The 16056-nt window shown below is 71.8% G+C and carries 14 protein-coding genes; 4 read left to right on the top strand and 10 right to left on the bottom strand.

The genetic code is table 11. The annotated features are described in order from the left end of the window. Positions 1–66: 66 nt before the first annotated feature. Positions 67–375, bottom strand: coding sequence for a 50S ribosomal protein L21 (gene rplU, locus ASG05_RS14935; RefSeq protein WP_056262597.1), 309 nt, complete (start codon positions 373–375; stop codon positions 67–69). 162 nt (positions 376–537) lie between these two features. Between rplU and ASG05_RS14930 the strand changes: the two genes are divergently transcribed. Beyond that, the gene (locus ASG05_RS14930; RefSeq protein WP_056262595.1) at positions 538–813 is read left to right on the top strand and encodes a DUF4031 domain-containing protein; all 276 of its coding nucleotides are present in this window, start codon (positions 538–540) and stop codon (positions 811–813) included. Positions 814–853: 40 nt separating this feature from the next. On the opposite strand, the gene ASG05_RS14925 is transcribed toward ASG05_RS14930, so the two are convergent. From ASG05_RS14925 to ASG05_RS14905, 5 genes are all read right to left on the bottom strand, one after another. Further along, a complete protein-coding gene (locus tag ASG05_RS14925) occupies positions 854–2233 on the bottom strand; it encodes a hypothetical protein (RefSeq protein ID WP_056262591.1) in 1380 nt (459 codons plus the stop codon). 61 nt (positions 2234–2294) lie between these two features. Then, complete coding sequence (locus ASG05_RS14920) at positions 2295–3176, bottom strand: TIGR03943 family protein (protein ID WP_082486849.1); 882 nt, start codon at positions 3174–3176, stop codon at positions 2295–2297. Next, positions 3166–4218, bottom strand: coding sequence for a permease (locus ASG05_RS14915; protein ID WP_056262582.1), 1053 nt, complete (start codon positions 4216–4218; stop codon positions 3166–3168). The genes ASG05_RS14920 and ASG05_RS14915 overlap by 11 nt, the downstream gene beginning before the upstream one ends. Then, a complete protein-coding gene (locus tag ASG05_RS14910) occupies positions 4215–4967 on the bottom strand; it encodes a hypothetical protein (protein ID WP_056262579.1) in 753 nt (250 codons plus the stop codon). Before ASG05_RS14910 ends, ASG05_RS14915 begins: the two co-directional genes overlap by 4 nt. A gap of 69 nt (positions 4968–5036) precedes the next feature. After that, the gene (locus ASG05_RS14905; protein ID WP_369814061.1) at positions 5037–7790 is read right to left on the bottom strand and encodes an Rne/Rng family ribonuclease; all 2754 of its coding nucleotides are present in this window, start codon (positions 7788–7790) and stop codon (positions 5037–5039) included. 321 nt (positions 7791–8111) lie between these two features. Between ASG05_RS14905 and ASG05_RS14900 the strand changes: the two genes are divergently transcribed. From ASG05_RS14900 to ASG05_RS14890, 3 genes are all read left to right on the top strand, one after another. Next, positions 8112–8294 (top strand): hypothetical protein, encoded by a 183-nt coding sequence (locus tag ASG05_RS14900; protein ID WP_056262575.1) that lies wholly within the window; start codon positions 8112–8114, stop codon positions 8292–8294. 105 nt (positions 8295–8399) lie between these two features. Beyond that, complete coding sequence (locus tag ASG05_RS14895; protein ID WP_235491537.1) at positions 8400–9029, top strand: vitamin K epoxide reductase family protein; 630 nt, start codon at positions 8400–8402, stop codon at positions 9027–9029. 128 nt (positions 9030–9157) lie between these two features. Beyond that, positions 9158–10081: a thioredoxin domain-containing protein gene (locus ASG05_RS14890; RefSeq protein WP_056262571.1), complete on the top strand. Its 924-nt coding sequence runs from the start codon at positions 9158–9160 to the stop codon at positions 10079–10081. A 79-nt stretch (positions 10082–10160) separates the two neighbouring features. Here ASG05_RS14890 and ndk read toward each other — a convergent pair whose 3' ends face one another. The 4 genes from ndk to ileS all read right to left on the bottom strand — a co-directional run bounded on the left by ndk (position 10161) and on the right by ileS (position 15740). Beyond that, entirely contained in the window at positions 10161–10577 is a 417-nt protein-coding gene (ndk, locus tag ASG05_RS14885; protein ID WP_056262567.1) for a nucleoside-diphosphate kinase, read from the bottom strand. Positions 10578–10645: 68 nt separating this feature from the next. After that, positions 10646–11059 carry a DUF4233 domain-containing protein gene (locus ASG05_RS14880; protein ID WP_056262564.1) on the bottom strand — a complete coding sequence of 138 codons (414 nt, stop codon included), beginning with the start codon at positions 11057–11059 and terminating at the stop codon, positions 10646–10648. Next, the gene (locus ASG05_RS14875) at positions 11056–12450 is read right to left on the bottom strand and encodes a folylpolyglutamate synthase/dihydrofolate synthase family protein (RefSeq protein WP_056262561.1); all 1395 of its coding nucleotides are present in this window, start codon (positions 12448–12450) and stop codon (positions 11056–11058) included. Before ASG05_RS14875 ends, ASG05_RS14880 begins: the two co-directional genes overlap by 4 nt. Beyond that, complete coding sequence (ileS, locus tag ASG05_RS14870) at positions 12447–15740, bottom strand: isoleucine--tRNA ligase (RefSeq protein WP_056262557.1); 3294 nt, start codon at positions 15738–15740, stop codon at positions 12447–12449. The genes ASG05_RS14875 and ileS overlap by 4 nt, the downstream gene beginning before the upstream one ends. Between the last annotated feature and the right edge of the window lie 316 nt (positions 15741–16056).

Genomic DNA, 16056 nt, shown 5'->3' with positions numbered 1-16056 from the left:
CGAGTCACGACCGTTGCGGGTGGACGATGCGCCCTTTTTGTGTGCCATGTGTTCTCAGCCCCTAGCTCAGTTGATCGAGGTGATCTTGACGCGGGTGAGGTCGGCACGGAAGCCCATGCGACGCTTGTACCCGGTCTTGTTCTTGTAGTTCTGGATGACGATCTTCGGGCCGCGCAGGTCGTTCAGGACCTCCGCCGTCACGGTGACCGACGCCAGGGCGTCGGCCGCCGAGGTGACGGTGTCACCGTCGACGTGCAGCACGACGGGGAGGGTGATGGAGTCGCCCTCGGCGGCCTTCAGGCGGTCGAGGGTGACGATCGTGCCGACCTCGACCTTCTCCTGACGACCACCGGCGCGCACGACTGCGTAGACCATGACTGTTCCTTAAGAGTTGGGGGTGCACGGCGCAGAGCGACCTCGGGTCGGCGCGCACCAACCGCCCATCGTACAGGGGGCTGCCGAGAGCGTCAACGCGTCGCCCGCCCCGCCCGCGGGCACCCGCGACCCCGACGGCCGGCGACGACTAGCATCCAGGGCGTGATCCTGATCGACGACGCCGTGTGGCCCGCCCACGACACCCTCTGGGCGCACCTGGTCAGCGACGCCTCGTACGACGAGCTGCACGAGTTCGCCGCGCGCCACGGCATCCCCCGGCGCGGCTTCGACCACGACCACTACGACGTGCCCGAGTCGCGACGGGCCGACCTGATCGACGGGGGCGCCGTCGCCGTCCCCGGCCTCGAACTCGCCCGGCGCCTCGAACGCAGCGGCCTGCGGGTCCCGCAACGCGTGAAGCGGGGCCTGTCGGCCTGACGCTCGGGCACCTCGCGACCTGACGGGCTCACGTCGCCGGTCACCAGGCGGTGTCGAACCCGTCGTAGCTGGCCACCACCGCCCCCGAGGCGACGTCGACGATCGTCGTCGTCACCCCGTCGGCCACCGGGTCGATCGTGTACGAGTAGTCGGTCGGGGCCGTCGCCGCGCCGACGGACTCGACCGCGAGGTACTGACCGTTGGGCGAAACGCCGAAGCCCTCGATCACGCCCGTCGCGCTGGGCGGCTGCCAGAGCGTCCGCGACGTGGCACCGTCGTCGGCCACGACGAGCGTGCGGTACGTCAGGCCGTCGTCCGACGGCACCGACACCTGCTGCACGACGTGGTCGGCGTCGAGGGCCACCAGCGGCCCGGCGAACGGCAGGACGCCGTCGACCGGGGCAGGTGCGCGGGGATGCTCGTCGCCCGTGGTGAGGTCGACCACCATCGACGCGAGGCTCGACGCGGCGATCAGGGTCGTCCCGTCGAGCGAGACGCCCTGCAGCAGCGAGTAGGTGCCGAGCGGCCGGACGGGGTCGACCCCCGAGAGGTCGATCACGCTGACCGAGTCGTCGACGGCCTGCACGACGACGTCGTCCTCGCCCGGCACGAACGCCCAGTCGGTCGGCTCGACGGGCTGACCGGCGAGCGAGAGCACCGGCGTCACCGTGCGCGCTCCCTGCAGGGGCAGCGTGTACAGGGTCTCGACGTCGGAACCCGTCGGCCGGAACGAGAAGGCCAGCGTCGTGGTCGCCCCGTCGGCCGCGAAGCGCGTGATCAACCCCGGCTGCTCGGGCACCGGCAGCGTCTCGACCGCTGCGCCGTCGAGCGACACGAGGCTGAGGACGCTCTGGGCCCCGTCGTCGGTGACCACCGCGACGGCCGAGTCGAAGACCTCGAAGGCCTGGATGCGCGGAGCCGACCACACCGTCTCGCGGTCCGAACCCCGCAGCCCGGCCCGCTCGATGCGGTCGTCCGCTCCGCCCGTGCCTCGCACGAGCCGGTACAGCGTCGCCGGGGGCGTGCTGAACCGCGCCTCCAGGGTCGAGGTCTGGCGCTGGTAGACGCTCGAGACGCCGTCGACGGTGACCCGGTAGTCCGTGTCGTAGTCGAGCCGGTCGGTGAAGGTCACGGCGACGACGTCGCCGGAGGTCTGCACCGTGAACGGGGCCGCCGGCGAGACGACGACCTGCGACGCGTCGACGTGCGAGACGGCCTGGTTGGCGAACACCCGCAGCTGCTGGCCCGGGCGCTCGACGGTCGCCGACGCGTCGACCTGGGTGTCGCTCACCCTCGGCCCCTGGAAGTACGTCAGCCCGACGAAGGCGGTGCAGACCACCGCGAGCACCGTGACGACGGCGATCCAGCGGGTGCGCCAGCGCGCCTGCGCGTCGCGGGCGTCCTGTTCGGTCAGGAACACCGGGTCCGAGGCGAACGGGTCCGGCGTCGCCCCGCCCGTCGCACCCCGGCCCCGCCCGCCCTCAGTAGAGGTACGGGTCACTGGGCTGTCCCACGGTGGTGACGTCGTCGGGCACGAGGGCGATGGGGTCCTGACTCGAACTGCTGCGGTTCGTGTCGAAGCCGCCCGTGACCTCGACCCAGTCGTCGGCGGCGACCTGGTCCTGCCACCCCGGCAGGTACACCGGCACGCCGACCGGCTGGGCGTCGACGGCGCAGCAGGTGACGACGAAGCGCGACACGTAGAACACGTCGTCGGGGTCGGTGTCCGACGGCGTCACGAACCCGACGACGTCGGCGGTCTTGCCCTGGTAGAAGGCGAGGTCGGTCGTCTGTCGCAAGAGACCGGCCCAGTCGAGGACGCTGAACGACCGGTAGGCGTCCGAGGAGGCGCCGGTCGCGTCCGCCACGCTCGTCCGGTCGAGCGCGGCGGTCGACGAGTTCACGTCTCGCTGGCCGGCCGTGGCGCTGGTGAGGGTCGCTGGGGGCAGGGCGACGACGGCGATCGCCACGCCCGCGGTGACGACGACGCCGGCCGAGAAGGCGACGCGTCGGAGGCCGACGGTCAACGGACGCCGTCGCCGAGGCCGCAGGCCGTCCTCGACCGCGGGCACCGTCGCCGCGTCGAGGCGGGCGTCGTGGCCGTGCCCGTCGTGGTCGTCGTGGTCGTGGTCCTGGACGTCGTCGGCCCGGGCGGGTGAGAACGCGAGCGTGGCCAGCGACAACGCCATGCCGACCACGATCATCACGACCGTGAAGACGTCGTAGCGGGGGTGGATGTACAGCACGAGCTGCCCGGTCGCGGCGAGCCAGAGGGTGGCGACGCCGACGACGAGCGTCAGCAGCACCCCCTGCCACCGGTCGAGCAGTCGGCGCCAGGGGCCGTGGGCGGGGCTAGGCGACATAGTTGACCACCAGTCCGATCGCGGCACTCGTGAGGGCCACCACGAGGGTGACCTGCCCGAGCACCTTGGGCGTGTAGGTCGTCCGCAGCAGGGCGAGCATCTTGACGTCGATGATCGGGCCGAAGACGAGGAAGGCGGCGATGCCGCCGGGCATGAAAGTGGACGCGAACGGCAGCACGAAGAACGCGTCGACGTTCGAGCAGATCGAGATGACGAAGGCCAGCACCATCATCGCCAGCACCGACCACACCGGATTGGTGCCGAGGGTCACGAGCACGGACCGCGGCACGACGGTCTGGATCGCACCGGCGACGGCGGCACCGACGAAGAGCGCGGGCATCATGGTCGACATCTCGCGGCGGAACAGGTCGACGCTCTTGGCGGAGCGCCCACGGCCGTGCCCGTGCCCGTCGTCGACCCGGCACTCGGCCGCGAACGACGGCGTGAGCAGGCTCTCCTGGTTCGGGTGCTTGCTGAACAGCCAACCGATGAGGTTCGCGATGACGAACCCGCCGATCAACCGCGCCACCAAGATGCCGTCGCCCCAGCCGAAGGCCTGGTGCGTCGTGATGATCGTGATCGGGTTGAGGATGGGCGCCGCGAGCAAGAACGTCATCGACTCCGAGACCGTGAAGCCCTTGAGGACGAGGCCGCGCGCGAGGGGCACGTTGCCGCACTCGCACACCGGCAGGAACATGCCGAGGAACGAGATGACAGCCCGTCGCGGCAGGCCGCGCTTCGGCAGCCACGACGAGAAGAACGCCTGCGGCAGCCACTCCTGGACGATGATCGACAGCACGATGCCGAGCAGCACGAACGGCATCGACTCGACGATGACGCTGATCGTGAGCGTGACGAAGTCCTGCAGGGCGTTCGGCAGCAGACCCGGGCCGAGCAGCGGCGAGGCGAGCCGGACGGCCACGAGCACCGCGAGCACCAGTCCCCCGGCGACGAGCAGGGGCACGGGAGACGGGGCCCGGCGCGCGCGACGGCCCGTCCCGTGCCCGGCGTGCTCGACGTGCTCCCGGACGGGAGCGCTCACCGGTCGTCCTCGCGCGACGGGGCCGGCGGGGCGAACCGCGACCAGTCGTCGGGTGCGGGGGCCGGGTGGGCCGGGACGACGGGGCGCTCGGGCGGTTCGACCGGGCGTGCGGGCCCGTGGCCCGTCGCCGGGACGACCCGGGCGGGCCGGGGGTCGTCGAAGGCGGGAGGCGCGGTGTCGTCGTCCGCGTCGGTCGCGTCGTCCACCGTGGCGTCGTCCGCGCGAGCTCCGGGTGTCACCGACCAGACCTCGTCGCCCTCGCCTCCGCCGAGCCAGAGCCGCGCGAGGACCGCACCGGCCACGAGCAGGGCGGTGTCGACGATGCCCGCCGACAGCGGGATGGTGGTCAGGTAGAGCGCCAGGTTGACCCACGTGCCGCCGCTGATCGAGAGCACGATGCCCGGGACGACGCCGACGACCGCCAGGGCGACCGTGCCGACGACGCCGGCCACCGTCGCGTGGCGCACGACCGTGCGCAGGTCGGAGCGCGGCGTCAGCGGACGCACGGCGACGAGCACCACGAACGAGGCCACGTAGAACGGGAAGGGGTAGAACGCGAAGCTGCCGAGGAACTGCCCGACGGGCGTCGCGACGAAACCACTGGGGAACGCCGTCACCGAGAACCCGACCGCGGAGCCGACGAGGGCGACGAGCCCCAGGGCGAAGCGGGCGATCAACACCACCACGAGGGCCGTGCCCGCCGAAAGCAGGCGCTCACGCCCCTCGGGCCCCGACACCGCGACGGACACAGCCCGGAGCCTCGACCGAAGGGTCGTGGTTCCGGGCTGGGTCAGGGTCACGAAGTCACCCTAGACGACTCACAGATCGTCGGAGCTGACCCCCACGCCGAGGATGAACGGGCCGGACTCGCCGGCCGTCGTCGGCTCGGCCGGAGCCGCCGCCGCCGTCGTGCCCTGGCTGGAGGCGCGGCGCGAGCGCGAACGCCCCTGACCGGGCTGCTTCGGCTCGGGCAGCGCACCCAGCACCGAGTCGAGCAGCTGCTCGGCGTCCTGGCTGCTGATGCGACGCGGCTCGCGACGGGTGGTCGCGACGGGGATGTCGAGGATCGCGACCGTCGCGTCCGGGGTCGAGACCGTGGCGGACGAGCGGCGACGCTCCGTGGTCTTCTCGACCCGCGCCTCCGTGGGCTCGGCGACGGGCGCGGCCTCGGCTGCCGCCGGGGCGGGGCGCTCGGCCGGAGCCGGACGCTCGGCCGGGGCCACCGCAGGGACCTCGACGACGGCCGCGCCGGAGTCGGCCTCGGACGCGTCGGCACCCGCCGCTTCGGCAGAGGTCTGCTCGCCGGTCGCGTCGCCGGCGTCGCGCTGGGCGCGGGACCCGCCGCGGCGGCCCTTGCGACCCGAGCGACCGCGTCGACCCTCGTCGCCCGCGTCGCCGCCGGCCTCGACGGCCGGCTCGGCCTTCGCCGCACCCGCGGCGGCGGCGTCGATGGCGGCTTCGACCGCGGCGGCGGCCTGGGTGGCCGCGTCACCGTCTTTCGCGCCGCCCTCTTCGGCGTGCGCGATGGTGCTCGCCGCGATGCGCGAGAGCGCGTTCTTCACGTCGTCGGTGATGGCGTGGGTGCCGGTCGTGGGGTGCGACCCGCCGGTCGGCGAGGTGGGACCACCCCGGCCGGACTGGGGGCCCGTGCCTGCGCCCGAACCGGTGTTGTGGCCGTTGCCGCCCGACTTGCCCGGTCCGCCGGCCTGACCGCCGCGTCGACGGTCGCCCTGCTGGCCGCCCTTGCGGGGCTGCTGCTCTTGGACCCGTGCCGCGCTGCCCGCCTCGGAGAACGACTCGGCCAGGCCGAGGCCCAGCTTCTTGCGCGTCATCTGGACGAGGCCGAGCGAGGTGACCTCGGCGACCTGGTGCTTGGTGCGGTCGCGGCTGAGGCACTCGACCAGGCGGCGCAGGACGAGGTCGCGGTTCGACTCGAGCACCATGTCGATGAAGTCGACGACGATGATGCCGCCGATGTCGCGCAGGCGCAGCTGGCGGACGATCTCTTCGGCCGCCTCGAGGTTGTTCTTGGTGACGGTCTCTTCGAGGTTGCCGCCCGATCCGACGAACTTGCCCGTGTTGACGTCGACGACCGTCATGGCCTCGGTGCGGTCGATGACGAGCGAGCCGCCGGAGGGCAGCCAGACCTTGCGGTCGAGCGCCTTCTCGATCTGCTCGTTCAGGCGGTACTCGTCGAACGCGTCCTTGTCGCCCTCGTAGCGCTTGACGCGGTCCATGAGGTCGGGCGCGACGGCCGAAAGGTACGACTGCAGCGTCTCGAACGCCTCGTCGCCGTCGATGACCATCTCGTGGAAGTCCTCGTTGAAGACGTCGCGGACGATCTTGATCAACAGGTCGGGCTCGGAGTGCAGCTGGTTGGGGGCGTTGCCGGCGGCGACCTTCTTCTCGATGTCGGCCCACTGGTTGGTCAGGCGCTTGACGTCGAGGGTCAGCTGTTCTTCGGTGGCGCCCTCGGCCGCGGTGCGCACGATGACGCCGGTGTTCTCGGGCAGGGCCTCTTTGAGGATCTTCTTCAGGCGCGCCCGCTCGGTGTCGGGCAGCTTGCGACTGATGCCGTTCATCGACCCGTTGGGCACGTAGACGAGGTACCGGCCCGGCAGCGAGATCTGGCTCGTCAGGCGGGCACCCTTGTGACCGACCGGGTCTTTCGTGACCTGGACGAGCACGCGGTCGCCGGGCTTGAGGGCCAGCTCGATGCGGCGCGGCTGGTTGCCGTTCGACAGGGAGTCCCAGTCGACCTCGCCCGAGTAGAGGACGGCGTTGCGGCCGCGTCCGATGTCGACGAAGGCGGCCTCCATGCTGGGCAGCACGTTCTGCACGCGACCGAGGTACACGTTGCCGATGAGCGAGACGTTCTGGGCCTTGGCGACGTAGTGCTCGGCGAGGGTGCCGTCTTCCATGACGCCGATCTCGATGCGGTCGCCCGACGAGCGGACGATCATCTTGCGATCGACGCTCTCGCGGCGGGCGAGGAACTCGGCCTCGGTGATGACGGTGCGGCGGCGACCGGCGTCACGACCGTCGCGGCGGCGCTGCTTCTTCGCCTCGAGGCGCGTGGAGCCCTTGATGCGCTGCGGCTCGGTGATGAGCTCGGCCTGACGCGGCGCACGGTCGCGGTCCCGGCCCCGGGGCTCGGAGTCGCGCTCTTCGCGGTCCTGCGAGCGGCCGCGCTGACGACGTCGCGAGGCGGGCTGCTGCTCGCGGTCGTCGCGCTCGTCGTCGTCGCCCTCGCGGTCGTCGTCCCACGAGTCGTCGCGGTCGTACCGGTCGTCGCGGTCGTCGCGGTCGTACCGGTCGTCGCGGTCGTCCTGTCGGCGGCGACCGGGTCGAGCCGGGAGGACGGCGATCTCGGGGGCGTGGAAGATCAGCGACGTCGTCGTCAGGTTCGCCGGGATCGGCGACGACGACTCGTCGGTGGCCGACACGTCGGTCGGGGCCGGTGCGGCCGCCGCGGCGACGAACGCCTCGGCGACGGCGTCGGTGGCGCCGTGGTCGGTGGTCGGGGCCTGGGCCGCGACCTGCTCGTCGGTGGTCACGGTCTCGTGGGTCACGGGTGATGCCTCCTGGGCGTCGTCTGTCGTCCGGACGGGTGGGGGGAGTTCTCGTCGCTGCGCGTCGGGGGCCGTCGCCGGGGCGGCGTCGACCGCCGCCTGGCGGGCCCTGAGGCCTGCGAACAATCCCCTTCTCTTCTTCGGACGTCCGTCGTTGTCTGTGTTGTCGTTCACCACTTGCGGTGCGCTCCTCGCCCCGCCGAGGCCATGCCGTCGGCAGGAATTCTCGTGTCGTGGCCTGGCGGTGACGTCGCACCTGCACCTGGCCACCGCGCCCTCTCACAGCGCGCCTTGTCGGACACGTCACGTTCGGTCACCCGGGTGTCGACCGACCTGCGGTCGTCGCCCTCGATGTCGTTCGTCGACGTGCTGTTCTTCGTGTCGCATTGCTGGTTCGGAACTGGCCATCCGACGATGAGCGCCTGCGCTCTGGCCCGGTTTCCGCTCGACCTGGTCGACACGACGATCTCTCGCGCGACGACGGCGGCCGGCACTGCCCGGTAAGCCTGGATCTCGGGGCCTGGGCCCCACGACTGGGACGATTATCGCACGCCCGGGGCCACGCGGGGTCAAGCCGAGGTCGAGACGGCCCGTGAGATACTGCTGACCGTGACCGTCGAGACGCCTCGGGCCCGGACCCTGCCCACCGGCCGCACCCCGTTCGTCGCGGCCGTGCTGCTGATCGTCGCGGGTCTCGGCGGCCTGCTCGGCGCCTTCGCCCTGACGGTCGACAAGTTCCGGCTGCTCGAGAACCCGGGCGCGGCGCTCGGCTGCGACGTCAACCCGTTCGTGGGCTGCTCGCCGGTGATCAACAGCTGGCAGGCGTCGCTCTTCGGGTTCCCGAACCCCATCCTCGGCCTGGTCGGCTTCGCCGCTCCCGTCGCCGTGGGCCTGGGGCTGCTCGCCGGCGCCCGCTTCGCGCGCTGGTTCTGGTGGGCGTTCAACGCCGGACTGCTGCTCGCCTGGGTCTTCGTCACCTGGCTGTTCACCCAGACGGTCTTCGTCATCGGCGCCCTCTGCCCGTGGTGCATGCTCGTCTGGCTCTTCACCATCCCGCTCTTCTGGGTCTTCACGGTGTGGGCGGCCGCCCGGGGCGTGACCGTCGGCGAGGGCGGGCTGCAGCGGGCGGCGGCGAGGTTCCTGCCCTACTCGTGGGTGCTGCCGGTGCTGAACTACATCGTCGTCGCCACGACCATCGTCGTGGTGTTCCCGCTGCTGCTGCCGACGCTGTTCGGCTGAGCCGCGCCTCCCCTCGTCCCGCGCCCCCACCCGGCATCGGACGCACGTCGCACCCAGGCCGTTCTCAGCGAAATCAAGGACGACCTCGACACCCTGGTCGGACGACCCCCGGACCACGACGAGGACTGATGACTCCACCCAGCGACTCCCCCGCCACCAAGAGAGAACGCCGCGAGGCGGCCCGAGAGAAGGCCCGCATCACCCGCGAGGCCGAGGCGCGGCGTCGCCGGCGCAACAAGTGGCTCGTCCAGGGCGGCCTCGTCGTCGGAGTCGTCGCGGTGCTCGCGATCGTGGGGCTCGTCATCTCGCAGTCGATCAAGCCGGCCGGCCCCGGGCCCGCCAACATGGCGAGCGACGGCCTGGTGCTCGAGGGGTCGAACGGGGCGGTCACGGCCGTGCCGAGCGGCGCCCTCGCCGCCGACGCGACCCCGACGCCCGCCCCCAGCGCCTCGGGCGACGTCCCCTCGATCGTGGTGTACCTCGACTACATGTGCCCGTACTGCGGCCAGTTCGACACGACGAACGCGGCCCAGCTCGAAGAGGCCGTCTCGAGCGGTGCCGCCACGCTGGCGATCCACCCCATCGGGTTCCTCGACAACGCCTCGCAGGGCAGCCGCTACTCGACCCGCGCCGCCAACGCCTTCGCCTGCGTGGCAAACTACGAGCCCGACAAGGCCCTCGACGTCAACACCGCCCTGTTCGCCCAGCAGCCCGAAGAGAACACGCGCGGCCTGACGAACGACGAACTCGTCACCCTGGTGCAGGGCGCCGGCGCGACCGACGACCAGATCGCCTCGTGCATCACCGGCGGCGACTTCGAGGACTGGGTCGCCTCGGCCACCCAGCGGGCCCTCAACGACCCGATCCCGAACTCGTCGCTGGCCAAGCTGTCGAGCACCCCGCTCGTCCTCGTGAACGGTCAGCAGTACCAGGGCTCGCTGACCGACGCGAGCGCCTTCGCCCAGTTCGTCGCCGAGGTCCAGGGTGGCCAGTCGACCGGTGACACCAGCACCGGCGAGACCGAGGGGTCGACGGCGACGCCGACCCCCTGAGCGCGCGACCGGCGCCCACGACCGAGCCCGCGCCTCCTGATCGACTCAGGAGGCGCGGGCTCGGTCGGTCACGGCCGGTTCAGAACCAGAGGGCGAGCTCGCGCGCGGCGCTCTCGGGGCTGTCGCTGCCGTGGACGAGGTTCTGCTGCACCTTGAGGCCCCAGTCGCGGCCGAGGTCGCCGCGGATCGTGCCGGGGGCGGCGGTCGTCGGGTCGGTCGTGCCGGCCAGCGAGCGGAAGCCCGCGATCACGGAGTCGCCGGCGATGCGCAGCGCGACGGTCGGACCGCTCTGCATGAACTCGACGAGCGGCTCGTAGAAGGGCTTGCCGACGTGTTCTTCGTAGTGCTTCGCGAGCAGGTCGCGGTCGGCCTGCACGAGGCGGACGTCGACGAGCGAGTACCCCTTGGCCTCGATGCGGCGCAGGATCTCGCCGGTCAGGCCGCGGGCGACGCCGTCGGGCTTGACGAGGACGAGGGTTTCTTCGAGATCGGACATTGCTCCTCTTTCGGTGGGTGGCTGATGGCTCGCGGGCGGGGCGCCCGGCGGGCTGGTGGTAGGCGCGGTCAGGCCGCGTCGCCGGGCGTCTCGCGCAGCCTGGCCGCGTTCAGGCGGTCGAGCTGCGTGCCCTTGACGAGGCAGTAGGTCCAGATGGCGACGAACAGGGCGGCCACGACGAACATGACCGGGTCGAGGAACCCGCACGCCACGAGGCCGAGCTGCACGAGCCAGCCCAGGGCGACGCCCCAGCGCCAGCGCAGTGTCTGCGAGATCAGCAGCGTCAGCACGATGGCACCGAGGCCGCAGCCCCAGGCCACGCCGGCGGGCAGCAGCTGCCGCCCGAACACGACGAGCGTGACGAAGAACAGGGTCATCGCCTCGAGCACCAGCACGATCGAGAGCAGGCTCTCGACCGCACCCCGGCGGCGGCGTGGGGGCCGACCGGCCGGCCCGGCACCCGCGGGCGCTGCGGTGGTCACGAGAGGCCCCCGGGCTGCTGCGACAACGCGATGACGTCGCCGACCAGCGTGATGGACCCCGTCACGACGATGCCGCCGGGCTCGTCTCCCTCGACCTCGTCGGCCAGGTCGCGGGCGGTGCGGAGGGCGGCCACGAGGTCCGTCTCGACCACGACGCGGTCGGCCCCGACGACGCCCACCGCGATGGCCGCGAGCTCGTCGGCGTCGATCGACCGGTCGGACTGCGAGCTGGTCACGACGAACTGGGTGACGGTCGGCGCCAGGGCACGGACGATGCCCGCGGCGTCCTTGTCGGCGAGCACGCCGAGCACCGCGACGACGCCCCCGAACTGGAAGTAGTCGTCGAGCGCCTTGGCGAGGGCGCGCGCGCCGTGCGGGTTGTGCGCGGCGTCGACGAGGATGGTCGGCTCGTTGGCCACGATCTGCAGGCGTCCGGGCGAGGTCGCGCTCGCGAGGCCCTCGGCGAGGACCTCGTGGTCGAGCGGCTGCGCCCCGCCGCCGAGGAAGGACTCGACCGCGGCGACGGCGACGGCCGCGTTCTGGGCCTGGTGGTCACCGAACTGCGGCAGCAGCAGGTCGTCGTAACGGCCCGCGAGCCCGCGGATCGTCACGACCTGTCCGCCGACGGCGACGGTCGTCGACTCGACGCCGAAGGCCGTGCCCTCGACGCTCAACGACCCCTCGCTCAGCTCGACGGCGCGCTCGATCTCGGCCAGCGCCTCCGGGGTCTGCGAGGCCGACACCACGGCCGCCGTCGGCTTGACGATGCCGGCCTTCGTCCGGGCGATCTCGGCCACGGTCGATCCCAGCCGGTTCTGGTGGTCGAGGGCGATCGGGGTGAAGACCGCGACCTGACCGTCGGCGACGTTGGTGCTGTCCCACTCGCCGCCCATGCCGACCTCGAGCACGACGACGTCGGCGGGGGCGTCGGCGAAGCACGCGAACGCCAGCACCGTCAGGGCCTCGAAGAAGGTCAGCGTCGGCTCACCCGAAGCCTCGAGGTCGGTGTCGACCATCGTCAGGTAGGGCTGGATGTCGTCCCAGTTGGCGACCAGTCGCTCGTCGCTGATCGGCTCGCCGTCGACGACGATGCGTTCGTTCAGGCGCACCAGGTGCGGGCTCGTCATGAGCCCCGTTCGCAGACCGTGCGCCCGCAGGATGCTCTCGATCATGCGGCTGGTCGAGGTCTTGCCGTTCGTGCCCGTGAGGTGGATCACGGGGTACGCCCGCTGGGGGTCGCCGAGCAGCTCGACGGCCCGCCGGGTGGGCTCCAGTCGCGGCTGCGGCGCCTGCTCGCCGATGCGGGCGAGCAGCTCGTCGTGGACGCGACGGGCGCCCTCGGCGTACTCGTCGCCCTCGTCGGCGGCCCGGTCGTCTCTCTTCGGGGTCATGCGCGTCGCACCTCCACGACGACGGCCGAGCCGGGGCCCGATCCGACGACGGTCTTGTCGGGCCGCTCGCCCACGCCCTCGCGGACGTCGACGGTCAGCTCGGTGGTCAGGGTCTCTCGCGAGATCAGCTCGCGGTGGGCCTCGACGGCCTCGGCCGCCGCGGCGTCGGTCGTCAGCGTGGTCGCGATGCGGTCGGACACGTCGAGGTCGGCGACCTTGCGGGCCTGCTGGACGGCCCGGACGACGTCTCGCGCCAACCCCTCGGCCTCGAGCTCGGGCGTCGTCGCGGTGTCGAGCAGCACGAAGCCGCCGTCACCGACGAACGACAGGGCGCTCGACGCGTCGGCGACGGCGAGTTCGAGGCTGAACTCGCCCGGCAACAGCTCGACGCCGCCGACGACGACGTTCTCGCCCGCGGGCTGCCAGTCGCCTTTCTTGGCCGCGGGGATGACCTGCTGCACCTGCTTGCCGATGCGCGGACCGGCGGCGCGCGCGTTGACGGTGAGCTTGCGGGTGACCCCGTACTCGCCGAGGCTCTCCTCGGTCAGGCGGGTCACGACGACCTGCTTGACGTTCAGCTCGTCGCGGACGATGTCGGCGAAGGCCTCGAGCCCGGCCGGGTCGGGCGTGACCACCGTGAGCTTTGCCAGGGGCAGTCGCACGCGCAGGCCCTGGGCCTTGCGCAACGCGAGCCCGCTCGACGCGACGGCACGCACGGCGTCCATCGCGTCGACGAGGGCGTCGTCGGCGGGGAACGCCGAGGCGTCCGGCCAGTCGGTCAGGTGGACCGAACGCCCCCCGGTGAGGCCCTTGTAGACCTCGTCCGCGACGAGCGGGGCGAGCGGGGCGGCGACCCGGGTGAGGGTCTCGAGCACCGTGAACAACGTGTCGAAGGCGTCGGGGTCGTCCCCCGACCAGAAGCGGTCCCGCGACCGACGGACGTACCAGTTGGTCAGCACGTCGGCGAAGTCGCGCAGCGTCGCCGTGGCGAGGGGCGTGTCGAGGGCGTCCAGCGCCGCCTGCACGTCGGTGACCAGGAGGCGCGTCTTCGCGAGCAGGTAGCGGTCGAGGACGTCGCTCGAGTCGGTTCGCCACTGCGCGTCGTACCCCGCGGCAGCGTGGCGACCCGCGCCTCCCGGGGCGGCGTTGGCGTAGAGCGAGAAGAAGTACCAGGTGCTCCAGAGCGGCAGCAGGAACTGCCGGACGCCCTCGCGGATGCCCTCTTCGGTGACGACGAGGTTGCCCCCGCGGATCACCGAGCTCGACATGAGGAACCAGCGCATGGCGTCGGCGCCGTCGCGGTCGAAGACCTCGCTGACGTCGGGGTAGTTGCGCAGGCTCTTCGACATCTTCTGGCCGTCGGAGCCGAGCACGATGCCGTGGCTGACGACGTTCGAGAAGGCCGGACGGTCGAACAGCGCGGTCGACAGGGTGTGCAGCGTGTAGAACCAGCCGCGGGTCTGACCGATGTACTCGACGATGAAGTCGGCGGGGCTGTGCTCGTCGAACCACTGCTCGTTCTCGAACGGGTAGTGCACCTGAGCGAACGGCATCGACCCGCTGTCGAACCAGACGTCGAGGACGTCCTCGATGCGGCGCATGGTGCTCCGCCCCGTCGGGTCGTCCGGGTTCGGGCGCGTCAGCTCGTCGATGAAGGGGCGGTGCAGGTCGGGCTCACCCTCGGCGTTCGTCGGCAGGCGGCCGAAGTCGGCCTCCATCTCGGCGAGCGACCCGTAGACGTCGACGCGCGGGTGGGCGGGGTCGTCGCTCTTCCACACCGGGATGGGCGAACCCCAGAAGCGGTTGCGCGAGATCGACCAGTCGCGGGCGCCGGCCAGCCACTTGCCGAACTGGCCGTCCTTCACGTTGTCGGGCACCCAGTTGACCTGCTGGTTGAGGTCGACCATGCGGTCGCGGAACTCGGTGACGCGCACGAACCAGCTCGACACCGCCTTGTAGATCAGCGGGTTGCGGCAGCGCCAGCAGTGCGGGTAGCTGTGCTCGTAGCTGGCGAGGCGCACCAGGCGGCCGTCGGCTCGCAGGCGCTGCACGAGGGTCTTGTTGGCGTCGAACACCTGCACGCCGGCGACGCCCAGCTCGTCGAACATCGGCAGGAAGCGCCCGCCGTCGTCGACCGAGACGATCACGGGGATGCCGGCGGCCGCGCAGACCAGCTGGTCGTCCTCACCGTAGGCGGGGGCCTGGTGGACGATGCCGGTGCCCTCGCCCGTGGCCACGTAGTCGGCGACGAGCACGCGCCAGGCGTTCTCGGTGCCCCAGGCCTCGGTGTCGGCGTAGACGTCCCAGATGCGGTCGTACTCGACGCCCTCGAGCTCGGCCCCGGTGACGGTCGCCGTCACCGCGGCCTCGGCGGCCTCGGGCGAGTCGTAGCCGAGGTCGCGGGCGTAGGCGGCGAGCGTGTCGGCCGCGAGCAGGAACACGCTGCCGGTCAGCAGCTCCTGGTCGCCGGTGCGCTCACCGGGCAGCAGGGCGTGCGGCACGGCGACGTACTCGATGCCCGGGCCCACGGCGAGCGCCAGGTTGGTCGGCAGGGTCCAGGGGGTGGTGGTCCAGGCGAGTGCCTCGACGCCCGTCAGGCCGAGCGCCTCGGCCTTCGCCCCGACCAGCGGGAACGCCACGGTGACGGTCTGGTCCTGACGCATCTTGTAGACGTCGTCGTCCATGCGCAGCTCGTGGGTCGACAGGGGGGTCTGGTCGTGCCAGCAGTAGGGCAGGACCCGGAAGCCCTCGTAGGCGAGGCCCTTCTCGTGCAACTGCTTGAAGGCCCAGACGACGCTCTCCATGTAGTCGACGTCGAGGGTCTTGTAGTCGTTCTCGAAGTCGACCCAGCGGGCCTGGCGGGTGACGTACCGCTGCCACTCGTCGGTGTACTGCAGCACCGAGCGACGCGCGGCGGCGTTGAACACGTCGATGCCCATGTCGACGATCTCGTGCTTCTCGGTCAGGCCGAGCTGGCGCATGGCCTCGAGTTCGGCGGGCAGCCCGTGGGTGTCCCAGCCGAAGCGTCGGTGCACCTGCTTGCCGCGCATCGTCTGGTACCGGGGGAAGACGTCCTTCGCGTAGCCGGTCAGCAGGTGGCCGTAGTGCGGCAGGCCGTTGGCGAAGGGCGGGCCGTCGTAGAAGACCCACTCGGTGCACCCCTCGCGGGCACGGATCGACTCGGCGAAGGTGTCGTCGTGCTTCCAGAAGGCGAGCACGCCGGTCTCGATCTCGGGGAATCGCGGCGAGGCGGGAACGCCGGTGGCGTCGGAACCCTTGGGGTAGGTCATCGGTTCTCCAGGTCGTGCGGTGGGTCGCCCCCGCTGCACTGGCCGAGGGACCTTCTGACCACGAGGACGCCGTCCGGGTGCGTGACCCGGGGGCGCGGTACCACCCCGCTTGCCACCGCCCCCGCCCTCTCGGACGGCGACCGTGACCGCTCTGCTCCGGCTGTGACGGGCCTGCCCCGCCCGGTTCTACCGACGACCACCGGGCCGTGGCCCGCCGGTCGCTTTCTTCCGGGTGCTCCCCGGTGATGGCCGGATCGATGCGTGCTCGATCCTACCGTCAGAGCCGAGGAGGCGCGAGGCCGTCCCGAGGAGCAGG

It is taken from the genome of Frigoribacterium sp. Leaf186 (assembly GCF_001423905.1).
GTDB lineage: Bacteria > Actinomycetota > Actinomycetes > Actinomycetales > Microbacteriaceae > Frigoribacterium.
The sequence above is the reverse complement of the archived record's forward strand: the minus strand, read 5'-3'. Positions and strand labels throughout refer to the sequence as shown.

Excerpts from the sequence above, each read along its gene's own strand:
- rplU (WP_056262597.1), bottom strand. The coding sequence starts at position 375 with ATGGTCTACGCAGTCGTGCGCGCCGGTGGTCGTCAGGAGAAGGTCGAG.
- ASG05_RS14920 (WP_082486849.1), bottom strand. The coding sequence starts at position 3,176 with ATGTCGCCTAGCCCCGCCCACGGCCCCTGGCGCCGACTGCTCGACCGG.
- ASG05_RS14890 (WP_056262571.1), top strand. The coding sequence starts at position 9,158 with ATGACTCCACCCAGCGACTCCCCCGCCACCAAGAGAGAACGCCGCGAG.
- ndk (WP_056262567.1), bottom strand. The coding sequence starts at position 10,577 with ATGTCCGATCTCGAAGAAACCCTCGTCCTCGTCAAGCCCGACGGCGTC.
- ASG05_RS14875 (WP_056262561.1), bottom strand. The coding sequence starts at position 12,450 with ATGACCCCGAAGAGAGACGACCGGGCCGCCGACGAGGGCGACGAGTAC.
- ileS (WP_056262557.1), bottom strand. The coding sequence starts at position 15,740 with ATGACCTACCCCAAGGGTTCCGACGCCACCGGCGTTCCCGCCTCGCCG.